This window comes from Pseudomonas putida (assembly GCF_002741075.1).
GTDB lineage: Bacteria > Pseudomonadota > Gammaproteobacteria > Pseudomonadales > Pseudomonadaceae > Aquipseudomonas > Aquipseudomonas putida_T.
Genome location: NZ_CP016634.1, coordinates 4826008 through 4847874, shown reverse-complemented (window position 1 = coordinate 4847874; position 21867 = coordinate 4826008). Strand labels below are relative to the sequence as shown.

Annotated in this window: 21 protein-coding genes; 9 read left to right on the top strand and 12 right to left on the bottom strand. The window is 62.5% G+C overall.

Going from position 1 to position 21867, the window contains the following annotated elements; genetic code table 11:
- Positions 1–34: 34 nt before the first annotated feature.
- Positions 35–550, top strand: coding sequence for a dihydrofolate reductase (locus IEC33019_RS22635; RefSeq protein WP_070092002.1), 516 nt, complete (start codon positions 35–37; stop codon positions 548–550).
- A gap of 105 nt (positions 551–655) precedes the next feature.
- Here IEC33019_RS22635 and IEC33019_RS22630 read toward each other — a convergent pair whose 3' ends face one another.
- Positions 656–2047 (bottom strand): L-cystine transporter, encoded by a 1392-nt coding sequence (locus IEC33019_RS22630; protein ID WP_070092001.1) that lies wholly within the window; start codon positions 2045–2047, stop codon positions 656–658.
- Between the two features lie 246 nt (positions 2048–2293).
- Between IEC33019_RS22630 and IEC33019_RS22625 the strand changes: the two genes are divergently transcribed.
- From IEC33019_RS22625 to darG, 4 genes are all read left to right on the top strand, one after another.
- Positions 2294–3349, top strand: coding sequence for a phosphorylcholine phosphatase (locus IEC33019_RS22625; protein WP_070092000.1), 1056 nt, complete (start codon positions 2294–2296; stop codon positions 3347–3349).
- An 88-nt stretch (positions 3350–3437) separates the two neighbouring features.
- The gene (locus IEC33019_RS22620) at positions 3438–4019 is read left to right on the top strand and encodes a DarT ssDNA thymidine ADP-ribosyltransferase family protein (RefSeq protein WP_070091999.1); all 582 of its coding nucleotides are present in this window, start codon (positions 3438–3440) and stop codon (positions 4017–4019) included.
- Positions 4016–4657, top strand: a complete 642-nt coding sequence (gene darT, locus IEC33019_RS22615; RefSeq protein ID WP_070091998.1) for a type II toxin-antitoxin system toxin DNA ADP-ribosyl transferase DarT — start codon at positions 4016–4018, stop codon at positions 4655–4657. The genes IEC33019_RS22620 and darT overlap by 4 nt, the downstream gene beginning before the upstream one ends.
- Positions 4657–5745: a type II toxin-antitoxin system antitoxin DNA ADP-ribosyl glycohydrolase DarG gene (darG, locus tag IEC33019_RS22610; RefSeq protein ID WP_070091997.1), complete on the top strand. Its 1089-nt coding sequence runs from the start codon at positions 4657–4659 to the stop codon at positions 5743–5745. The genes darT and darG overlap by 1 nt, the downstream gene beginning before the upstream one ends.
- Positions 5746–5806: 61 nt before the next feature.
- Here the strand turns inward: darG and ilvD are convergent, their stop codons facing one another.
- From ilvD to IEC33019_RS22595, 3 genes are all read right to left on the bottom strand, one after another.
- Positions 5807–7648, bottom strand: coding sequence for a dihydroxy-acid dehydratase (gene ilvD / locus IEC33019_RS22605; RefSeq protein ID WP_070091996.1), 1842 nt, complete (start codon positions 7646–7648; stop codon positions 5807–5809).
- 275 nt (positions 7649–7923) lie between these two features.
- On the bottom strand, positions 7924–9120 hold the full coding sequence (locus IEC33019_RS22600; RefSeq protein WP_070091995.1) for a class I SAM-dependent rRNA methyltransferase: 1197 nt from the start codon (positions 9118–9120) through the stop codon (positions 7924–7926).
- Between the two features lie 191 nt (positions 9121–9311).
- Positions 9312–9848: a type 1 glutamine amidotransferase domain-containing protein gene (locus IEC33019_RS22595; RefSeq protein WP_070091994.1), complete on the bottom strand. Its 537-nt coding sequence runs from the start codon at positions 9846–9848 to the stop codon at positions 9312–9314.
- 194 nt (positions 9849–10042) lie between these two features.
- On the opposite strand from IEC33019_RS22595, the gene IEC33019_RS22590 reads away from it, so the two are divergent.
- Both IEC33019_RS22590 and mutM read left to right on the top strand, forming a co-directional pair.
- Positions 10043–10855 (top strand): HDOD domain-containing protein, encoded by an 813-nt coding sequence (locus IEC33019_RS22590; RefSeq protein WP_170831754.1) that lies wholly within the window; start codon positions 10043–10045, stop codon positions 10853–10855.
- Between the two features lie 6 nt (positions 10856–10861).
- Positions 10862–11674, top strand: coding sequence for a bifunctional DNA-formamidopyrimidine glycosylase/DNA-(apurinic or apyrimidinic site) lyase (gene mutM / locus IEC33019_RS22585; RefSeq protein ID WP_070091992.1), 813 nt, complete (start codon positions 10862–10864; stop codon positions 11672–11674).
- A gap of 81 nt (positions 11675–11755) precedes the next feature.
- Here the strand turns inward: mutM and IEC33019_RS22580 are convergent, their stop codons facing one another.
- The 5 genes from IEC33019_RS22580 to IEC33019_RS22560 all read right to left on the bottom strand — a co-directional run bounded on the left by IEC33019_RS22580 (position 11756) and on the right by IEC33019_RS22560 (position 16252).
- Positions 11756–12007, bottom strand: coding sequence for a YfhL family 4Fe-4S dicluster ferredoxin (locus tag IEC33019_RS22580; RefSeq protein WP_043208655.1), 252 nt, complete (start codon positions 12005–12007; stop codon positions 11756–11758).
- 109 nt (positions 12008–12116) lie between these two features.
- Positions 12117–12596, bottom strand: a complete 480-nt coding sequence (gene coaD / locus IEC33019_RS22575; RefSeq protein ID WP_070091991.1) for a pantetheine-phosphate adenylyltransferase — start codon at positions 12594–12596, stop codon at positions 12117–12119.
- 112 nt (positions 12597–12708) lie between these two features.
- Positions 12709–14307 (bottom strand): GMC family oxidoreductase, encoded by a 1599-nt coding sequence (locus IEC33019_RS22570; protein WP_070091990.1) that lies wholly within the window; start codon positions 14305–14307, stop codon positions 12709–12711.
- Between the two features lie 15 nt (positions 14308–14322).
- Complete coding sequence (locus IEC33019_RS22565; protein ID WP_070091989.1) at positions 14323–14808, bottom strand: twin-arginine translocation pathway signal protein; 486 nt, start codon at positions 14806–14808, stop codon at positions 14323–14325.
- Between the two features lie 13 nt (positions 14809–14821).
- Complete coding sequence (locus tag IEC33019_RS22560; RefSeq protein WP_070091988.1) at positions 14822–16252, bottom strand: coniferyl aldehyde dehydrogenase; 1431 nt, start codon at positions 16250–16252, stop codon at positions 14822–14824.
- A gap of 209 nt (positions 16253–16461) precedes the next feature.
- Between IEC33019_RS22560 and IEC33019_RS22555 the strand changes: the two genes are divergently transcribed.
- Positions 16462–17127 carry a TetR/AcrR family transcriptional regulator gene (locus IEC33019_RS22555; protein WP_070091987.1) on the top strand — a complete coding sequence of 222 codons (666 nt, stop codon included), beginning with the start codon at positions 16462–16464 and terminating at the stop codon, positions 17125–17127.
- Positions 17128–17162: 35 nt separating this feature from the next.
- A complete protein-coding gene (locus IEC33019_RS22550; protein ID WP_070091986.1) occupies positions 17163–18017 on the top strand; it encodes a sulfurtransferase in 855 nt (284 codons plus the stop codon).
- Between the two features lie 40 nt (positions 18018–18057).
- Here the strand turns inward: IEC33019_RS22550 and IEC33019_RS22545 are convergent, their stop codons facing one another.
- Genes IEC33019_RS22545 through IEC33019_RS22535 form a run of 3 tightly spaced genes read right to left on the bottom strand, consistent with a single transcriptional unit; the run spans position 18058 to position 21839 of the window.
- Positions 18058–19050: a hydrolase gene (locus IEC33019_RS22545; protein WP_070091985.1), complete on the bottom strand. Its 993-nt coding sequence runs from the start codon at positions 19048–19050 to the stop codon at positions 18058–18060.
- Positions 19051–19098: 48 nt separating this feature from the next.
- Positions 19099–20517: a M16 family metallopeptidase gene (locus IEC33019_RS22540; protein WP_099593932.1), complete on the bottom strand. Its 1419-nt coding sequence runs from the start codon at positions 20515–20517 to the stop codon at positions 19099–19101.
- Positions 20514–21839: a M16 family metallopeptidase gene (locus IEC33019_RS22535; RefSeq protein WP_099593930.1), complete on the bottom strand. Its 1326-nt coding sequence runs from the start codon at positions 21837–21839 to the stop codon at positions 20514–20516. Before IEC33019_RS22535 ends, IEC33019_RS22540 begins: the two co-directional genes overlap by 4 nt.
- Between the last annotated feature and the right edge of the window lie 28 nt (positions 21840–21867).

Here is a 21867-nt window from a genome sequence, read left to right as displayed (position 1 = left end):
CATAACCCAGGCGCCGGGTGCTATCCTCGCCACCATGAATACATCACTCCCCCTCAGCCTGATCGCGGCGCTCGCCGAGAACCGTGTGATCGGCATCGACAACACCATGCCCTGGCACCTGCCGGGGGATTTCAAGTACTTCAAGGCCACGACCCTGGGCAAGCCCATCATCATGGGTCGCAAGACCTGGGATTCGTTGGGTCGCCCCTTGCCTGGGCGCCTGAACATCGTGGTCAGCCGCCAGCCAGGCCTGCAATTGCAGGGCGCCGAGGTGTTCGCCTCGCTGGAGCAAGGGTTGCTGCGCGCCGAGCAGTGGGCGCGGGAACAGGGTGTCGACGAGCTGATGCTGATCGGCGGGGCGCAGCTCTATGGGCAGGCGCTGGAGAAGGGGTTGGTCAGCCGCATGTACCTGACCCGTGTGGAGCTGTCGCCGGAGGGGGATGCGTGGTTCCCTGAGTTCGACAGGGCCCGCTGGAGCCTGGTGTCGAGCGAGCCGCAGGTTGAGGAAGGCAAGCCTGCGTATCACTTCGAGGTGTGGGACAAGGTTTGAAACGACTGGGGCTGCTTTGCAGCCCTTCGCGGGCGGATCCGCTCCCACAAGGATCACCGCCAACCCTACGGGAGCGGGTTTACCCGCGAAGAAGTCGCCACGGAGCTAGGAATGGCTCAGCTCGGCATGCGCATCATCGGCCAGCACCTGCTGGTCGGTCTGCTTGAGCAACTGGCTGGTCACCACGCCCGCGGTCATCGAGCCGTTCACGTTCAATGCGGTGCGGCCCATGTCGATCAGCGGCTCCACTGAAATCAGCAACGCCACCAGTTCCACCGGCAGGCCCATGGCCGGCAGCACGATCAGCGCCGCGAAGGTCGCGCCGCCGCCCACGCCTGCCACGCCCGCCGAGCTGAGGGTCACGATGGCCACCAAGGTGGCGATCCACAGTGGGTCGAAGGTATCGATGCCCACCGCCGGGGCCACCATCACCGCCAGCATGGCCGGATACAGGCCGGCACAACCGTTCTGGCCGATGGTGGTGCCGAACGAGGCGCTGAAACTGGCAATGGACTGCGGCACGCCCAAGCGGCGGGTCTGCGCCTCGATGTTCAGGGGGATGCTCGCTGCGCTCGAGCGGCTGGTGAAGGCAAAGGTCAGCACGGGCCAGACCTTGCGCAGGAAGCGCAGCGGGTTGACGCCGGTCGCCGCCAGGATCACGCCGTGCACCACGAACATCAGCCCAAGGCCGAGGTACGACACCGCCACGAAGCTGCCCAGCTTGAGGATGTCCTCGAGGTTGGAACTGGCCACTACCTTGGCCATCAGCGCCAGTACGCCATAGGGGGTGAGCTTCATCACCAGGCGCACCAGGCGCATCACCCAGGCTTGCAGGGTATCGATGGCGGCCAGGGCGCGGTTGCCCTTCTCGGCATCCTCTTTGATCAGTTGCAACGCGGCCAGGCCCAGGAACACCGCGAAGATCACCACACTGATGATCGAGGTCGGCCTGGCCCGCGCCAGGTCACCCACCGGGTTGGTGGGGATGAACGACAGCAGCAGTTGTGGGATGTTGAGGTCGGCGACCTTGCCCGCATAGTCGCTGTGGATAGTTTGCAGGCGTGCGGTCTCCTGGGCGCCGGCCACCAGGCCGTCGGCGCTCAGGCCAAATAGGTTGGTCAGGGTGATGCCGATCAGCGCAGCGATGGCGGTGGTCAGCAGCAGGGTGCCGATGCTCAGCACGCTGATCCGGCCTAGGGAGGAGGCATTGTGCAGGCGGGCCACGGCGCTGAGGATCGACGCGAAGATCAGCGGCATGACGATCATCTGCAGCAGGCCCACATAACCATTGCCGACCAGCTCGAGCCAGGCGATCGTCGCCTTGAGCACTGGGTGGCCCGCGCCATAGAGCGTATGCAAGACCAGGCCGAACAACACGCCCAGAACCAGACCCAGCAGGACCTTCCTGGCCAGGCTCCAGTCGGTACGGCGGGTTTGCGAAAGGCCCAGCAGCAAGACCAGGAAGGTCAGCAGATTGAGTGACAGCGGCAGGTTCATTGAAGCTCCAAGGGGTAAAGCGAAGAGGCACTGCCTCTGTGTGAGCGATTGCGAACGCAAATGCTAACAGGCTGAAAACAAACGAATTTATATCCAAATCGAATGTGCTTAGTCGTTTCTGGAATATAAAAGCGTCGTTTACAGGATGATCCATGGCGCACCGAGCGGTGTGGACGTCGCTGTCGTGCCCCTGTGATGGCCGTTGTTTGTCTAGCGTTGCAGGTCCACTGTTCAGGAGAACTTGCAATGAAGTCTGCTCCGAAAGTACTCGCGGCGGGCCTGGCCCTGCTGCTCAACGTCGAGACCTGGGCCACAGAGCTCAAGCACTGGCCCGCAGAGGCCGCCAAGCAGTTGGACAGCATGATCGCCGCCAATGCCAACAAAGGTAATTACGCGGTCTTCGACATGGACAACACCAGTTATCGCTTCGACCTGGAAGAGTCCCTGCTGCCGTTCATGGAAAACAAAGGGCTGATCACCCGTGACAAGCTCGATCCGTCCCTGAAGCTGATCCCATTCAAGGACACCGCCGATCACAAGGAGAGCCTGTTCAGTTACTACTACCGCCTCTGCGAAATCGACGACATGGTCTGCTACCCCTGGGTCGCCCAGGTGTTCTCGGGCTTCACCCTCAAGGAGCTGAAGGTGCAGGTCGACGAGCTGATGGCCTCTGGCAAGCCGATTCCGACCACCTATTACGAGGGTGACCAGGTCAAGCAGATGGAGGTACAGCCGCCGAAGGTCTTCACCGGGCAGACCGAGCTGTACAACAAGCTGATGGAAAACGGCATCGACGTGTACGTGATTTCCGCGGCTTCTGAAGATCTGGTGCGGATGGTCGCGTCCGATCCCAAGTACGGCTACAACGTCAAACCGCAGAACGTGATCGGCGTCAGCCTGTTGCTCAAGAACCGCGCCACCGGGCAGTTGACGACGCCGCGTAAGCAGATCAGCGAGGGCAACTACGACGCCAAGGCCAACCAGGATCTGGAACTGACGCCCTACCTGTGGACCCCGGCCACGTGGATGGCGGGCAAGCAGGCCGCCATCCTCACCTACATCGATGAATGGAAAAAACCTGTGTTGGTCGGTGGTGACACCCCCACCAGCGATGGCTACATGCAGTTCCACAGCGTCGATGTGAGCAAAGGCGGCATCCACCTGTGGATCAACCGCAAGGCCAAGTACATGGACCAGATGAACGGGATGATCGCCAAGAATGCTGCGGCCCAGGCCAAGGAAGGGCTGCCGGTGACGGCGGACAAGAACTGGGTGATCGTGACGCCGGAGCAGATCCAGTAGAAAGCTTTTTGAAATCTTTTCCACTCGTGTGCGGCAACTATTTGGATCCTATATTGGTTATGTCTTTACGGCATCACAGGGTATCTACATGGCGATCCGCACACAGCGATTTCTCTATCACCTTACAAGCGTGGCGAACGTTCTTTCGATCTTTCAACGTGGTTTGCTACCCAGAACTGCTCTGATGGAGGATGAGTTCGCCGACATTGCTGATGCGGAGATCATTCAGGGTCGCTGTCAACAGGGTCTGGAGCGGTACGTTCCCTTCCACTGGTTCGCCAAGAATCCGTTTGACGGACGGGTCTATCACGATAGGCCAGATGAAGAGTTTGTCCTGGTTGCTGTGGAAAGGAGTCATGCGCAGACACAAAATTGGAGCGTTATCGCACGGCATCCGCTATCGGGTGGTCGATTCGAGTTGCTAGGGTATGACGAGGGTTTCGAAGCGATCGATTGGGACCTGATGGACTTACGCGATTACCATGATCAGGAATGCAAGCACGTCTGTATGGCAGAATGTCTAGCTCCCGGGCCCGTTCTCGTTTCCCAGTTCGCAAAAATCTACACACCTTCCGATGCCATCTCGGGTTTTGTAAGGACGCAAGCTGCCGCTGCTGGGGTCAGGAATCTGTGGATTGATGCCAATAGGAATATGTTCCCAACCCGATGACCTATACCAGACTGAACCCAAGCAAAGCCCTGATATGGCGAATCGTTCATCGCGATAACCTTCCGTGGCTTCTGGACAACGGCGTATGTGCTGTCTCCACAGGAACGCTATCCAGTGGGTACGTAGGGATTGGCAACCCTGACCTGATTAGCAAGCGAGCCAAGCGTGGGGTTCCCATCGACCCCGGCGGAACCTTGGCAGACTATGTGCCGTTTTACTTCACACCGTTTTCAGTGATGATGAAAAACATTCACTCAGGACGAGGAGTACAGCAACGTAGGAACGAGGAGATCGTGATTCTTGTCTCGAGTCTGTACCATGTGCGGTCTCTCGGCCTACCTTTTGTCTTTACCGATGCTCATGCCTATCCGGATTGGGCTGGCTATTACAGCGACCTAGAGCATCTGGACAAGATTGATTGGGAGATCCTGCAGTCCAGAGATTTCAAGCGTGATCCCGATGATCCGCGGAAAATGGAACGCTATCAGGCTGAAGCACTGATCTACGAACACGTTCCAGTCGCTGGCCTTCTAGGGATTGTCTGCTACAACGAAGCTTTGCAACGTCGTGTTGATCAGGAGGTCCGACAACGTCGGTTGGACCTTCCTGTATACGCTCGACCCGGGTGGTATTTCTGATGATTCGCTTTACGAAAGGTAACCTGCTTGAGGCCAAGGCCGAAGCGCTGGTTAACACAGTCAACACCGTTGGAGTGATGGGAAAAGGTATTGCGCTGATGTTCAAGGAGCGCTTTGCTGAAAACTATCGCCTGTACTCGGCTGCCTGCAAAGCGGATGAAGTCGTCATTGGAAAGATGTTCGTCACTGAGGTTCGTGAACTGGAGGGACCGCGTTGGGTCGTGAATTTTCCGACCAAGCGTCATTGGCGCTCATCCTCGCAGCTTGCCTGGATCACCGATGGATTGCATGACCTACGGGATTTCATTCTTACCAACGAAGTAAACTCAATCGCAATTCCTCCATTGGGTGCGGGAAATGGGGGTTTACCTTGGGCTGCTGTGCGTGAACAGATTGAACTGGTTTTGGGAGGGCTGAATGCTGACGTCCTGGTTTTCGAGCCCACGAGCAAGTATCAGAATGTTTCTAAACGAACTGGTGTCGAGAAACTTACCCCTGCCCGAGCACTCATAGCCGAGTTGGTGCGCCGTTATTGGGTACTTGGTATGGAGTGCAGCTTGCTGGAGATCCAGAAGCTGGCTTGGTTCCTGGAGCGTTCAATCGAGCATTTCACACCTGATAACAACCCGCTTAACCTACAGTTTAGTGCTCACAAATACGGGCCTTACACTAACCGATTAGAGCATCTACTGAATAATCTTGACGGCAGTTATCTTCATTGTGACAAGCGTATCGGTGATGCGGGTCCACTTGATGTGATCTGGTTCGATGAGGGGCGTAAGGCATTTGTGGATACTTACTTGCACAGTGAAGCTAAACCCTATTTGCCAGCCTTGGAGTTCACTACTGAGCTTATTGATGGCTTTGAGTCGCCGTTTGGCATGGAACTTCTGGCAACGGTCGACTGGCTACTTCATCAGGATGGTGTGGAACCGACGGTCGATGCTGTTCGCGAAGGTGTGAAGAATTGGTCAGGTGGTCAGGAGGCCGCTGCTCGCAAGAGTGGCTTATTTGATGATGATTCTTTGGCAACTGCGCTTAACAGGCTCTTGATTTTTCAAGCTCAAGGCATCACGCCAACACATTGATCTGAATGAAAATAAAAAACCGGCGCACGAGGCGCCGGTTTTTTCATGCCTGCAAAAGGCCTTACAGCCCTTCGAGCATCGCCTTGTTGCGCACAGCACCCTTGTCGGCGCTGGTGGCCAGCAGGGCGTAGGCCTTCAGGGCGGTGGTCACCTTGCGTGGGCGGGCTTCGGCAGGCTTCCAGCCTATTTTGTCTTGCTCGATGCGACGGTGTGCCAGTTCCTCGTCGCTGACCAACAGGTTGATCGTGCGGTTAGGGATGTCGATGAGGATCTTGTCGCCGTCGCGCACCAGGCCGATGGCGCCGCCCGCGGCGGCTTCCGGTGAGGCGTGGCCGATCGACAGGCCCGACGTGCCGCCGGAGAAGCGACCGTCGGTGAGCAGGGCGCAGGCTTTGCCCAGGCCCTTGGACTTCAGGTACGAGGTCGGATAGAGCATCTCTTGCATGCCCGGGCCGCCCTTCGGGCCCTCGTAGCGGATGATCACCACATCGCCGGCCTTCACTTCGTCGGCCAGAATGCCGCGCACGGCACTGTCCTGGCTTTCGAAGATCTTCGCGTTGCCTTCGAACACCAGGATCGAGTCATCGACACCGGCGGTCTTCACTACGCAGCCGTCCAAGGCGATATTGCCGTACAGCACGGCCAGGCCGCCTTCCTGGGAGTAGGCGTGCTCGACGCTGCGAATGCAGCCTTCGGCGCGGTCGGCGTCCAGGGTGTCCCAACGGGTCGACTGGCTGAAAGCGGTCTGGGTCGGGATGCCGGCGGGGCCTGCCTTGAAGAAGGTGTGCACCGCTTCGTCATCGGTCTGGGTGATGTCCCACTTGGCGATGGCTTCTTCCATGCTGCGGCTGTGAACGGTCGGCAGGTCAGTGTGCAGCAGGCCGCCACGGGCCAGCTCGCCGAGGATGCTGATGATGCCGCCGGCGCGGTGCACGTCTTCCATGTGGTACTTCTGGATGTTCGGCGCCACTTTGCACAACTGCGGGACTTTACGCGACAGGCGATCGATGTCGCGCAGGTCGAAGTCCACTTCCGCTTCCTGGGCCGCAGCCAGCAGATGCAGGATGGTGTTGGTCGAGCCGCCCATGGCGATGTCCAGGGTCATGGCGTTTTCGAACGCCTTGAAGTTGGCGATGCTGCGTGGCAGGACGGACTCGTCGTTCTCGCCGTAGTAGCGTTTGCACAGCTCGACGATGGTGCGGCCTGCGGTCAGGAACAGCTGCTCGCGGTCGGCATGGGTCGCCAGGGTGGAGCCGTTGCCCGGCAGGGCGAGGCCCAGGGCTTCGGTCAGGCAGTTCATCGAGTTGGCGGTGAACATGCCGGAGCAGGAACCGCAGGTCGGGCAGGCACTGCGCTCGTACTCGGCGACTTTCTCGTCACTGGCGGTGGAGTCGGCGGCGATGACCATCGCGTCGACCAAGTCCAGGCCGTGGCTGGCCAACTTGGTCTTGCCGGCTTCCATCGGGCCGCCGGAGACGAAGATCACCGGGATGTTCAGGCGCAGGGCGGCCATCAGCATGCCGGGGGTGATCTTGTCGCAGTTGGAGATGCACACGATGGCGTCGGCGCAGTGGGCGTTGACCATGTATTCCACGGCGTCGGCGATGATCTCGCGGCTCGGCAGGGAATAGAGCATGCCGTCGTGGCCCATGGCGATGCCGTCGTCGACCGCGATGGTGTTGAATTCCTTGGCCACGCCACCGGCGCGTTCGATCTCGCGGGCGACCAGCTGGCCCAGGTCCTTCAGGTGCACGTGGCCCGGGACGAACTGGGTGAACGAGTTGGCGATGGCGATGATCGGTTTCTTGAAGTCTTCGTCTTTCATCCCGGTGGCGCGCCACAGGGCGCGGGCGCCGGCCATGTTGCGGCCCTGGGTGGAAGTCTTGGAACGATAATCAGGCATGAAGCACTCCTGGCGGCTTAATCAGGTCACAAAATGGGGAGTGAGCTTGTCTTTCCTTTGCGCCGAAGGCCGGTTGCCGCTGGCACGGATGAGGCCGAAAGCATCACGGGATCGCCGTGTGCCCGACCAGAGCTCATAAACCCGCCGGGGATGTCTGGCGATGAATAGACCGATTCTACACCGCTGGCGCGGCGAGGGAATGGGGATGTGGATGGTTGGCGGAGGGCGTAGGCCAGAAGGGGCTGCCGTGCAGCCCTTTCGCGGCCCAAGGGATATCAGCTGTTGGGCAGCAGACGGCAGGTGATGCTCTTGATGTATCGGGTTTCGGGGATCGCCGGGTGCACCGGGTGGTCCGGGCCCTGGCCGCCGCGTTCGAGCAGTTGCAGGTTGCGGTCCAGGTGGCGTGCGCTGGTCAGCAGGATGTTGTGCAGGTCGTCCTCGGGCAGGTGCATCGAGCACGAGGCGCTGACCAGAATGCCGTCCTTGGTGAGCATGCGCATGGCCTGTTCGTTGAGGCGACGGTAGGCGGCCTCGCCGTTTTTCAGGTCCTTCTTGCGTTTGATGAAGGCGGGCGGGTCGGCGATGATCACATCGAAGCGCTCTTCGGCGGCCTTGAGCTCGCGCAGGGCCTCGAACACGTCGCCTTCGATGCAGGTCAGCTTCTCGCTGATGCCGTTGAGCGCCGCGTTGCGCTCAACGCCGTCGAGGGCAAAGCCCGAGGCGTCGACGCAGAATACTTCGCTGGCGCCGAACGCACCGGCCTGCACGCCCCAGCCACCGATGTAGCTGAACAGGTCCAACACACGCTTGCCCTTGACGTAGGGGGCCAGGCGCGCGCGGTTCATGCGGTGGTCGTAGAACCAGCCGGTCTTCTGGCCGTCGCGCACTGGCGCTTCGAACTTCACGCCGTTCTCCTGCAGCGGCACCCAGTCCGGGACTTCGCCGTATACGGTATCGACGTAGCGCTCCAGGCCTTCGGCGTCGCGGGCGGCGGAGTCGTTCTTGAACAGGATGCCGCTGGGCTTGAGTACCTGCACCAGCGCGGCGATCACATCATCCTTGTGCGCTTCCATGGTAGCCGAGGCCAACTGGACGACCAGCATGTCGTAGAAGCGGTCGACCACCAGGCCTGGCAGCAGATCGGAATCGCCGTAGACCAGGCGGTAGCAGGGCTGGTCGAACAGGCGCTCGCGCAGGGACAGGGCGACATTGAGGCGGTGAACCAGCAGCGACTTGTCCAGCGGCAGCTTGGCGTCACGCGACAGCAGGCGGGCGCAGATCAGGTTGTTCGGGCTCATGGCCACCACGCCCAAGGGCTTGCCGTTGGCGGCTTCGAGGATGGCCTGCTGGCCGGCCTTCAGGCCCTGCAGCGGCGTCGCGGCAACATCGACTTCATTGCTGTAGACCCACAGGTGGCCGGCACGCAGGCGGCGGTCGGCATTGGCTTTGAGGCGAAGGCTGGGCAGGGACATGACGTCGCTCCGGGAAAAAAGAGCGGGATTATAGCGTGTTGGCCCTGCGCTGAGCGTTGCCCCGTCGGTTTTCCGCTGCCTGGGCGGGCGCTTTCGCGGATAAACCCGCTCCCGCAACGCCCGCGTCGATCCGCAAGGCATCGCTGAACCTTGCGCAGCGCTGTACCTGTGGGTGCGGGGTTGCCCGTGCCTCAGGCCAGGGCCTTGACCAGCTGCTCACTGAATGCCGGGATGTCATCGGGCTTGCGGCTGGTGATCAGGTTGCCATCCACCACCACTTCTTCGTCGACCCAGTCGCCACCGGCGTTGCGGATGTCGTCCTGCAGGGTCTTGTAGCTGGTCAGTCGCCGCCCTTTGGCCAGGCCGCAGGACACCAGCAGCCAGGCACCATGGCAGATGACGGCGAGTGGCCTGCGGGCCGAGTCGTGGCTTTTCACCAGCTTCTGGGCGGCCGGAATGAGCCGGATGGTATCGGAGTTCTGCACGCCGCCTGGCAGCACCAGGGCGTCGTACAGGTCGAGACTGGCGCCTTCGAAGGTGGCGTCCACGGCGAACTCATCGGCGGGTTTGTCGTGGTTCCAGCCACGCACGGTGCCTTCCCTGTCGCTCAGGATGTCGACCATCGCGCCGTTGCGTTCCAGCGCCTCGCGCGGGCCAGTCAGTTCCACCTGCTCGAAACCGTCGGTGACCAGAAAGGCCACGCGTTTACCGTTCAGTACTGCACTCATGGGAGGTTCTCCTTTGACGGTGGGTCTTTAGAAAGGAGGCCGGCGGCGTGGGATGAAAGTTCCTGCGCAATGCGCCAGTGGTGGGTGCCCTGCCGGGCGGACGGGGGTAGAATTCGCCGTCCTTAACGTATGTGTACGCCATGTCCCAGCAACTCAGCCCCGAACAGATCCAGCAGGTCCTGCAAGGAATCAGCATCGCGCCTCAGCCGCAGATCATGGTCGATCTGCAGTTCGAGCAGTACATGCCCGACCCGGACCTGGACACCATCTGCAGGCTGATCGCCCAGGACCCGGGGCTCTCGGGTGCCTTGCTCAAGCTGGTGAATTCACCGCACTTCGGGCTGACCGACAAGGTCGGTTCGATCCAGCGCGCGGTGGCGCTGCTGGGCAGCGGTTCGATCATCAACCTGATCAACGCGCTGTCGATCAAGGGTGAGATGAGCGATGAAACCATCGTCACCCTCAATCGCTTCTGGGACACCGCCCAGGACGTGGCCATGACCTGCCTGACCCTGGCCAGGCACACTGATATCCCGGCCGTGGACGAGGCCTATACGCTGGGGCTGTTCCACGATTGCGGCGTGCCCTTGATGCTCAAGCGTTTCCCCGACTACATGAGCGTGCTGGAGACTGCCTATGCCCAGGCCAGCGAAGACACGCGGGTGGTGGACACCGAAAACAGCATGTTCAACACCAACCACTCGGTGGTGGGCTACTACACCGCCAAGTCCTGGCGCCTGCCGGAGCACATCACGGCGGCCATCGCCAACCATCACAACGCCCTGGCGGTGTTTCGCGACGACGCTTCGCGTGATACTCAACTGAAGAACCTGCTGGCGGTGTTGAAGATGGCCGAGCACATCTGCGCCTCCTACCGGGTGCTGGGCAATCAGGCCGAGGACCATGAGTGGCAGGTGGTCGGCCCCTTGGTGCTCGATTACATCGGCCTGTCGGAGTACGACTTCGAACACCTCAAGCAAACCATTCGCGAACTGGGCGGACACTGAAAAGCCATGCCGGAACTACCCGAAGTCGAGACTACCCGGCGCGGTATCGCGCCTTACCTGGAAGGCCAGCGGGTCAGCCGCGTGGTGGTGCGTGATCGGCGCCTGCGCTGGCCGATCCCGGAGGACCTGGATGTGCGCCTGTCGGGGCAGCGCATCGTCACCGTCCAGCGACGCGCCAAGTACCTGCTGATCAATGCCGAGGTCGGCACCTTGATCAGCCACCTGGGCATGTCAGGCAACCTGCGCCTGGTGGAGCAGGGTTTGCCGGTGGCCAAGCACGAGCATGTGGATATCGAACTGGAGTCGGGGCTGGCCCTGCGCTACACAGACCCCCGTCGTTTCGGCGCGATGCTCTGGAGCCTGGACCCGCTCAATCATGAACTGCTGGTGCGCTTGGGCCCGGAGCCGCTGACCGACCTCTTCGATGGCGAGCGGTTGTTCCAGCTGTCCCGTGGGCGGAGCATGGCGGTCAAGCCGTTCATCATGGACAACGCCGTGGTGGTGGGGGTGGGCAACATCTACGCCACCGAGGCGCTGTTCGCGGCCGGTATCGACCCCCGGCGCGAGGCGGGTGGCATCTCCCGGGCGCGCTATTTGAAGCTTGCGATCGAGATCAAGCGGGTACTGGCGGCAGCCATCGAGCAGGGCGGGACCACGCTGCGCGACTTCATCGGGGGGGATGGGCAGCCGGGGTATTTCCAGCAGGAGTTGTTCGTGTACGGGCGCGGGGAGCAGCCGTGCAAGGTCTGCGGCACGACGCTCAGGGAAGTGAAGCTGGGGCAGCGGGCCAGCGTGTACTGCCCGCGCTGCCAGCGCTGAGAATGCATGAGGCCGCCTTGCGGCCCTTCGCGGGTGATGCGCAGGGCCTCAAGCGCTCTGCTGTACCTGTGGGCGCGAGCTTCAGGCCTTGCCGGTGATCCGCTTGTACTTTTCCATCAGCTCGTCATGGGTCTCCGGGTGGGCTTCATCCAGGGGGATGCAGTCGACCGGGCAGACCTGCTGGCACTGCGGCTCGTCGTAGTGGCCTACGCACTGGGTGCACAGGTTCGGGTCGATCACGTAGATCTCTTCGCCTTGGGAGATGGCGGCGTTCGGGCACTCGGGTTCGCAGACGTCGCAGTTGATGCAATCGTCGGTGATGATCAGGGACATGGGGGCTCCGGCCGGGGCTCTTGGCCCGGGCATGTATCAAACCAGTGGGCACAATTGTGCCGCATTCACGCCCGCAGTGCACGCGGGCGCGATGATCAGGCAGTGGGTGTCACTTCTTGAAGCGTTGGGTCAGCGCCTCGGCCACCACCGGGTGGACGAACTTGCTGATGTCGCCACCCAAGGCGGCGATTTCCCGGACCAAGGTCGAGGAAATGAATGAATAACGCTCCGACGGCGTCAAGAACAGGCTCTCGACGTCCGGCGCCAGTTGCCGGTTCATGTTGGCCAGCTGGAACTCGTACTCGAAGTCCGAGACCGCACGCAGGCCACGCAGGAAGACATTGGCGCCTTGCTCCTTGGCGAAATGCGCCAACAGGCTTGAGAAACCGATGACTTCGACATTGGGCAGGTGCTTGGTGACCTCACGGGCCAGCTCCACGCGTTGTTCCAAGGGGAACAGCGGGTTTTTCTTCGGGCTGGCGGCAACTGCGATGATCACGTGATCGAACAGACGCGAAGCGCGCTCGACCAGATCGCCGTGGCCTTTGGTAATGGGGTCGAAAGTACCCGGGTACAACACTCGGTTCATCGCGTCATCCTGGCTGGAGTGCGTTGGGGAGTCGGATGGTAGCGCAGCGACTGCTGCCCGGCCAAGTCGCACGGTCGAATGAGGGCACTATAGACAGCCGGGTCGTGCGTTGTCATGCGCCCTGAGCCAGGCGGGTGGCCAGGGCATCGCTGAGCCGGGCGGCGAGGGCGTAGACCGACAGCTGTGGGTTGGCGCCGATGCTGGTGGGGAACAACGAGCCGTCGTGGATCGACAGGTTCTCCAGTTGATGATGCCGCCCCAGACTGTCGCACACGGCCTGGCGTGGATCTTCGCCCAGGGCGCAGCCGCCCATCACGTGGGCACTGCCAAGACGTGTACGGAAAGGCTCCAGGCGCAGGTCATCGATCAAGGCCTGGGCCTGGGCCAGGTCGGTAGCGTAGCGGGCATCGCTGTGCACCGGCATCACCTGGGTGGCGCCAGCGGCGAACTGGATGCGCGCCATGCTCAGGTAGGCTCGGCGCAAGCCATCGCGCAGGTAGTCGGTTATGGGGTAGTCGAGCACCGGCGAGCCGTCGCCGCGCAGCTCCACCTGACCACCTTGGCTTTCGGGGTGGAAACCATCGCGCAGCAACGCCAGCATCATATGGGTATTCGGCAGCCCGGCCATGCGCCGGGCGCTTTCCTGGCCATGGGCGCCCAGCAGGGTGCTCGCCAGCGCCGGGTGCAACGGCGGCACTTCAAGCTTGTAGCCGATCGGCCCGTCGATGCCGTCCGTCCATTGGAACTGGTCGCTGTAGATCGACTGAGGCGCGCCATAGAACGGGTCGATGCGCGCGTCGAACAGTGCCGCGCTGAAATTGACCAGGTGCAGGAAGGTGCGCTTGCCCAGTCGTCGGTGCGGGTCCGGCGCCTCGGAGCGCAGCAGCAGGGCTGGGCTGTTGATGCCGCCGCCGGCCAGCACGTAGTGCCGCGCGCGGACCCGCACCTGGCGCCCGGTCGGCTCCACGCCTTCGCGGTCCAAGGCCTGGCACAGCAGCTGGGCGATCCGCTTGCCGTCATGTTCGAAGCGCTGGGCTCGGGCCAGGTAGAGCAGCTCGCCGCCGTTGTCGAGTGTGGCCGGGATGCTGGTCACCAGCATCGATTGCTTCGCGTTGACCGGGCAGCCCATGCCGCAGTAGCCCAGGTTCCAGCAGCCCCGCACATTGCGCGGGATCACCGCCCACCGGTAGCCGAGGGCTTCGCAGCCCCGACGCAGCACGTCGTTGTTGGCATTGGGCGGCAAAGCCCAGGGGCTGATGCCCAAGCGTTGCTCGATGCGTTCGAACCAGGGGCGCAGGTCGTCGCTGGCCAGCCCCTTGACGGCATGTTCCCGGGCCCAATGCGCGAGGGTCTGCTCTGGGGTGCGGAAGCTGGAGGTCCAGTTGACCAAGGTGGTCCCGCCCACCGCGCGGCCCTGGAGGATGGTGATGGCGCCGTCCTTGCTCATGCGTCCGAGCCCTTCTTGGTACAGCTGGGCGTAGGCCTCGTTTTCCTGCAGGTGGAAGTCGCTGCTGGTCTTGAGCGGACCTTCTTCGATCAACAGCACCTTGAAGCCTGCGGCGCTGAGCAGCTCCGCACTGGTGGCGCCACCAGCGCCACTGCCGATCACGGCGATGTCGGCCTCCAGCGTCAGGTCCTGGTCCAGACGCGAGCCATCGTGGGTGATCCAGCCTCGGGCGAGGCCTTGGCGAAACGGGTCGGCGACAGGCATGGGCAAGCGTCTCGGTCAGATCTTCGGTGGGCCGGGATAGCCGCAGGCGGCCCAGGCTTCGGGGCGTTCGTACCAGGCCATCAGCAGCAGCTGCACCAGCGAGGCATGGCCCATGCGCAGCATGTCCAGCGAACTGTCGCGCCAGCGCCGCAGGAAGGTGTTCACCTGGGCGCTGCTGGCGCTTTCCCAACTGCCCCAGATGCCGGTCAACGGCCCACGGGTCAGCGGCAGGCTGAGCACGTCGAACAGTTGACGGGTGAGCTTGAGCATGGGCGGCGAGAGTGCCGCCAGTTTGTGATCCAGGCTGTGCAGCACCAGTGCTTCGGAGGCCTGGGTGCCGGCGAGCACCACCGGAATCACCGCCGTGAGTATCGGCAAGTCGTCTTCACGCAGCACCGAAAAGCCTGCGGCGCAGGTTTGCGGTGCACAGCCGACCAGGCTGGCGGTGCTCAGGAAAACGCTGGCGCCCAGGCTGAACCGAAGCAGGTCTCGGCGGTGCATGACCTCACCTCGTTCAACGGATGAACAGCTTGAACACCAGGCGTTGTAAGGCTTTGCCATAAGGCGGGTAGATCAGCCGAGCGGTGTTGAGGCGCTGCTTGGCCAGCACGGCCTTGGCCTTGCTGAAGGTCAGGAACCCCTCATGGCCATGGTAGTGGCCCATGCCGGACGGGCCCACGCCACCGAAGGGCAGATCGTCCTGGGCCACGTGCAGCAACGTGTCGTTCAGGCATACGCCGCCAGAATGGGTATTGCGCAATACATGGGCCTGCTCGGCGCGGTCATAGCCGAAGTAGTAAAGCGCCAGCGGCCTTGGGCGCTGGTTGATGTAGGACAGCGCTTGGTCGAGGCTCTCATAGGGCACCAGCGGCAGCAAGGGGCCGAAGATCTCGTCCTGCATCACCTGCATGTCGTCGTTCACTGCCATCAGCAGGTGCGGCGGCAGGCGACGGCCCTGGCGGGACTCGTCGGCATACAAGTCCACAACCCGGGCGCCTTTGTCACGGGCATCGGCGAGCAGATGCTCCAGGCGCTGCAGTTGCCGTGGGTTGATGATGGCGCTGTAGTCGGGGTTGTCGGCGATGCTGGGGTACAGGCGGCGCATGGCGCGTTGGTAGGCTTCGGCGAAACCGTCCAGGCGTTCGCGAGGTACCAGGACATAATCGGGCGCGACGCAGGTCTGGCCAGCGTTGAGGCCTTTGCCGAAGGCGATGCGTTCGGCGGCGGTTTCCAGGGGCACGTTGGCGGAGACGATGGCCGGCGACTTGCCGCCCAGTTCCAGCGTCACTGGGGTGAGGTTCTGTGCGGCGGCCAGCATGACATGACGCCCCACGCCCGTGGCGCCGGTGAACAGCAGGTGATCGAACGGCAGGCGGGAGAAGGCCTGGCCGACTTCGACCTCGCCGAGCACGACACTCACGAGATCGGCTGGGAACACCCGCTCCAGCAGCGCCTTGAGGGCCAGCCCGCTGGCCGGCGTGGACTCGCTGAGCTTGAGCATCACCCGGTTGCCGGCGGCCAGGGCGCAGGTCAGCGGGCCGATCGCCAGCAGCAGCGGGTAGTTCCACGGCACGATGATCCCCACCACCCCCAATGGCTGATAGAGCACCTGGGCACTGGCGGGCTGGAAGGCCAGGCCTGCCGTGCGGCGCGAAGGTTTCATCCAGCGGTGCAGATGGCGCTCGGCGTGGCGCAGGCCCTGGATCGACGGCATCATTTCGGCCAGCAGGGTCTCGTCGGCGCTGCGGCCGTCAAAATCCCGGTCGATCGCCTCGATCAGCTGTTGCTGGTCTTGCAGCAGCGCTTCGCGCAGGCTCTTGAGCCATTGTCGGCGCTGGGCGGACGGCGGCATGGGGTTGCCATTGAAGGCCTGGCGCTGAGCGTCGAACACCGCTGCCAGGTCGAGGTCGGAATGCACAGGGAACTGTGTGATCTGCGAGGTCATGGCTGCTCCGATGGGGTGCTCGGTGGCTAGAGCATATACTCTAATCCGTTGCTGGGAACATTCAATATAGTGCGCCATTTAGAATATCTATCGGCACTGCGGGATCCGCGCCTTGCGGGCATCACGCCTGTCCAGCGCGGCCCAAACCATCCGTGCACCGCCTGGTCGATACACCGTAAGATGAACCATCAACGAACCTGGAGCTGAGCATGGCCCCGCGCATGAAGACCCGCGAGCGCATCGTGCAGAACAGCCTGGAGCTGTTCAACCAACAGGGCGAACGTAGCGTCAGCACCAATCACATCGCCGCGCACATGGAAATTTCGCCCGGCAACCTCTACTACCACTTCCCCAACAAGCAGGCGATCATCGCCGTGCTCTTCAGTCAGTACGAAGAGCTGGTGGACAGCTTCCTGCGCCCGCCACAAGGGCGCGTCGCCACTGTCGAGGACAAACGCTTCTACCTCAAGGCCTTGCTGGCGGCGATGTGGAACTACCGATTTCTGCACCGGGACCTCGAACACCTGCTCGACAGCGACCCGGAACTGGCCGCCCGTTACCGCCGTTTTTCCCAGCGCTGCCTGCAGCAGGCCCAGGCGATCTACCGGGGTTTCGTCGATGCTGGCATTCTTGCAATGGATGCCGCGCAGATCGAGTCGTTGACCATCAATGCCTGGATCGTGCTGACATCCTGGGTACGTTTTCTCAGTACTACACGTGAACATTCCGCGCATCTGGGTGAAGAAGCCTTCAAGCGTGGCGTCTATCAGGTGCTGGTGCTCGAACTGGGCTTCGTCACCGCCAGTGCGCGTGCTGCCGTGGATGCCCTCTGCGAGGAATTCCACGTTCCGTTCAACCAAGCCCTGGAGCAATGACCCCGGGCGTTCTTGCTATCGATCAGGAGATTGTCATGCCCCTCGCGCAATTGATCACCCCAACGCAGCTGGCCGAGCGCCTGGGCGCCCCGGGGTTGGTGATCCTCGACTGTCGCTTTGCTCTGGAGGATGTGGATTACGGTCAACGCAGCTACGCCTTGGGGCATATCGCCGGCGCGCACTTCGCTGATCTGGAGCGGGACCTGAGCGGGCCGGTGGTCAAGGGCGTGACAGGCCGTCACCCGCTGCCGGAGCCGCAGCGGCTGGTCGAACGCCTGCGTGAGTGGGGCGTGGACAACGACAGTGAGGTGGTGCTGTACGACGACGGCCCGGGTGCGTTCGCCGCCCGCGCGTGGTGGCTGCTGGTCTGGCTCGGTAAGCGTGAGGGGGTGTCGATTCTCGACGGTGGCCTGAAGGCCTGGCACGCCGCGCACCAGCCGCTGAGCCTGGACCCGCCTGCCAAGCGCGAGGGTACGTTCACCGGCGCGCCGGACATGAAGCTGCTGATCGACGCCGAGCACCTGGCCATGCGTCTGGACAAACCTGAGCTGACCCTGATCGATGCCCGTGGCCTGCCGCGTTTTCGCGGCGAGGTCGAGCCGATCGATCCTGTGGCCGGGCACATTCCCGGTGCCCAGTGCGCGGCCTTCACCGACAACCTGGGGCCGGACGGGCACTTTTTGCCGGCCGAGCAGCTCAAGCAGCGTTTTGCCCAGAAGCTGGCCGGGCGTGCGCCAGAGCAGTTGGTGGCCTACTGTGGGTCGGGTGTGACCGCCTGCCATAACCTGTTCGCCCTGGCATTGGCGGGGTATCCGCTGGGCAGGTTGTATGCCGGGTCCTGGAGCGAGTGGATCAACGATCCTGGTCACGGTGTGGCGACAGGTGATTGACATCACCTGAGGCTGGCCAGGGGTGTATTGCCGTTCGCGATCAGGTTCCCTGCACCAGCCACTGCGGAATCCTGCGCTCCAGGTAATACCCTGGATTGCGCAGGCTCCCTTCCACGAAGCCCACATGCCCGCCCCGGCTGTGCAACTCCAGGTGCGTGTCGGGCGCCAATTCATTCGCGGTCGGCAGGCTATGGTCGAAGACGAAGGGGTCGTCGCTGGACTGGATGATCAGTGTCGGGGTGCGATTCTCGCCCAGGTAGTAGCGGCTCGAAGAGCGCCGGTAGTAGTCGGAGGCATCACTGAAGCCGTTCAGGGGGGCGGTAACCTTGCCGTCGAAGTCCCAGAAGGTGCGCAGGTTGCGCAATGATCCCAGCCTTTCCAACTCGGCCAGCCGCTCCACGTGGCCGTTGTCGCGAAAATGCCGCTGTTTTCGTTGTACATAGGCCAGCAGCTCGCGCATGAAATGCGCCTGGTAGACCTTCGAGAAGCCAATCCCGATACGGTCGGCGCTTTGGTCCAGACGAAACGGTACCGATACTGCCACCGCCGCTTGCAACTGGCTGGCCGAGCCGCTTTCCCCCAGATACTTGAGCAGCACATTGCCGCCCAGCGAATACCCCACCGCGTAGAGCGGCGCCAAGGGCCGCTGGGCGCGCAGGTGGCGGATGGTCTCGGCCAGGTCCTCGCTGGCGCCGGAGTGGTAGCTGCGCGTCAGCAGGTTGGGTTCGCCCGAGCAGCCTCGCCAGTTCACCGCGACACTGGCCCAGCTATGGGCCTGCAAGGCCTGCTGCAAGCCTTTGACATAGGGGGAATGTGACGAGCCGGTCAGGCCGTGCAGGACCAGCACCACCGGCGCGGTGACTTGGTTGGGGCCGAGCCAGTCGAGGTCGAGAAAGTCGCCGTCGGCCAGCCACAACCGCTCGCGAACACGATGCAGCTCAGGCGTTTTGCGCCAGAGCGGCCCCCACAATGTCTGCAGGTGGGGGTTGGAGAGACCGATGGCGGGAGCGAACTGCGCTGTAGGACTTGGCATGCTGGACAACTCGTCATGTACTCGCCTAGCTTGCCATGAAGCGTCTCTTCAGGGGTTGCCCTCTACGCCTATGGTCGGTAGCTCGGGCAACGGTTGCTGATCGACGGCAGGGCCAAGGGTGGCGAAAAAGGCCATTTTTATATCGAGCCAGTCCCGAGCGGCTTGTCGAATGTCCTCGGGTGTCAAGGCTGCGAGTTTTTCCAGGTACGTCGCCAGATGGTTCGCAGGCTGCCCCTGTTGGCTGAATGCCGCTAAGCCCCTGGCCAGCGCCTCGTTGTCGGCCATGCCACGCATCAGCTCGCCCGCCAGCTGGTTCAGGGCCAGGTCGCATTCGGCCTGGGTGGGCCCATGGGCGATGAGGCATTCAAGCACGTTCGACACCAGAGCCCTGGAGGCCTCCCGGTGTTCAGGAGCGATATCCCAGCTCACCTGCCACAGGCATCCCGCATCCATCGGTTTCAATACAGCATAGATGCTGTAAGTCAGCGCGCGACGTGTGCGCAGCTCGGCGGTCAGGCGTGATTCGAAACCTGCCCCCAAGATTTCATTGGCCATCAGCAACGCCGGATAGCCTGGGTCTGCAGGCCAGACTTGCAGCGGTAGCGTCAGCAGCACCTGAGTGCTGGCGCTTGGGCGCTCAAGATCGAGGGTGCCAGCGATGGGTGCTGGTAGCGCGGGCGGTGGTACGGCGGCCCACTGTTGCGGCAATGCCTGTACAAGATCGTTCACCAGTGCTTCGACTTCTTCACGGGACAGGTCGCCAACCACGCCGATGTCGAGATTGTTGGCCGAGTAGGCCTGCCGATGAAAGGCGCGCAGGTCGTCAGGTGCCAGGGCGCCCAGGCCGTCGAGCGTTCCGGCCAGTGGCGTGGCATAGGGGTGACCTGCGAGCAGTTGCCCCATCGTGGCATCGAACAACTGCGCATAGGGCGACTGGAGGCTACCTTGCTGGGCGCCGACCAGGCGTGCGCTGATTTTCGCCACATCCTCGGGGCGAAAGGCGGGGCGGGCGACCATCCCGGTGATCAATCGCAGCGCGCTGCCCCGCAGGGCCGGCATGTTCAGACTGCGTAGCGTGATCATGGCGCAGTCCTGGGTCACTTGCCGGCTCATGATCGCGCCAAGCCCTTCCAGTTGCTCGGTGAACTGGTCCGCGTCGAGCTGGGCTGTGCCTTGGTCGAGCGCGTAGAGGGTCAGGGCCGCCAGGCCCGGCGTATCACCATCCAGGGCGCTGCCAGCCCTGAACTGCAGCACCAGGTCGAACATCGGCCGTTCATGGGAGGCCAGAAAACGGACGCGGGCGCCTTCTTTTGTATGCCAATGCTGCACGTCGTGCTTCACGAGCGGGAACGGTTCGAGGTCAAGGGCCTGCGCCGAAGCGAGGTTGGCCAGGGTCAGGGCGAGGGTGTCGGGGGCAAGGTGGTTGCAGGGACCGGAGGTTTTCGAGATGGAATAGGTGTCGGTCATGCTGGCACTCCTTGCTGCAGGTAGGTTGTCGTCAGCCGTTCCCGGCTCAGGTACTCGCAGGCAACGCGTTGCAGGGTGGCGCTGGCAAGGTCGCGGATGATGCTTGGCTCCTCATCGAGCAGCGCCGGGTCAAGGCCCGCAGCGGCCGCATGACCAATGAGTGTCGCCTGGTGCGCGAGGTCATCGCGCTCATACAGCCGGGTGGCAAGCAAGCGCAGCTTTGCGCCTTCGAGCACGGCTTGCGGTAGTGCTGTGGTTCGAAGTGTGTCGATCAATTGCCATGCCTGGGTAGCCGCCTGCTGGGCAGTGGCCCTCTGGGGGACCGTGGTTGTCGAGAGGGTCAGCAGGGTGTCGCCCCTTACGTGGTGGTCGTAGGTGAGTTGAGTACGTTTGAGGATGCGCTTGTCGCGGACCAGGTGGTTGTACAGTTTGGCGCTGTAGCCGGTACCCAGAATTTGACAGAGCAGGCGCAGTGCCAGGGCGGTTTCCCGAGAAGGCGCAGTAGCCTGGCTGGGGACGTTGAACGACATGAACAGGCCATCCACCAGCGTGGGTTGAACCAGTGTCTGGCTGCGCTCTGCAAGCACGGCGCTGTGGCGAGGGATGGATTTTTCACGAAGCGGGGCGGGTGGCAGGGCCGCAAAGTAAGTGTCCACCTGCTGACGCAGGGCTTGTGGCTCGATCGCGCCTGCGACCACCAGGGTCGCGTTGTTTGGTTGATACCAGGTTCGGTACCACGTACGTACCGATGACAGGCTCATTTCCTGCAGGTCGATCGGATAGCCGAAGCTGGGCACTCCATAGGCGTTGTCCCCATGGGCGAGCCTTAGGTGCTGTTCAAATGCCAGCTGGATCGGCGAATTGTCCACCTTGAGGCGGCGCTCGTGCGCAACGGCTTTGACTTCCTGCCTGAATGCTGCCGGTTCCAGGTTCGCGCCTTGCATGGCATCGGCCATGATCTCCAGGGCGATGGGTAGCCGAGTGGCAGGCAGGCTCATCTCGAACGAGGTGGCGTCGTCATGGGTAGTGGCATTGGCCACACCGCCCAGGCGGGCGATCAGCCGGGAATACTGCCCGGCAGGGAGTTTGTTGCTGCCTTGGAATATCAGGTGCTCGAGCAGGTGGGAGAGGTTCGAATGCCCTGCTGGCTCATGGCTTGAGCCGACGTGGTACCACAGTTGGACGGCAGCCAATGGGGCGCTGTGGTCTTCATGCAGGTAGACCGAGAAGCCGTTATCCAGCCTGAAGTGATGCAGTGGGGCGGGTTTGGCCGATGCCAGTGCGTCGAGGCTGGTTAGGCGTGGAGGTGGGGAAGAAATCATCGCTGAAGTGCTCCTCAAGGGCGATAAG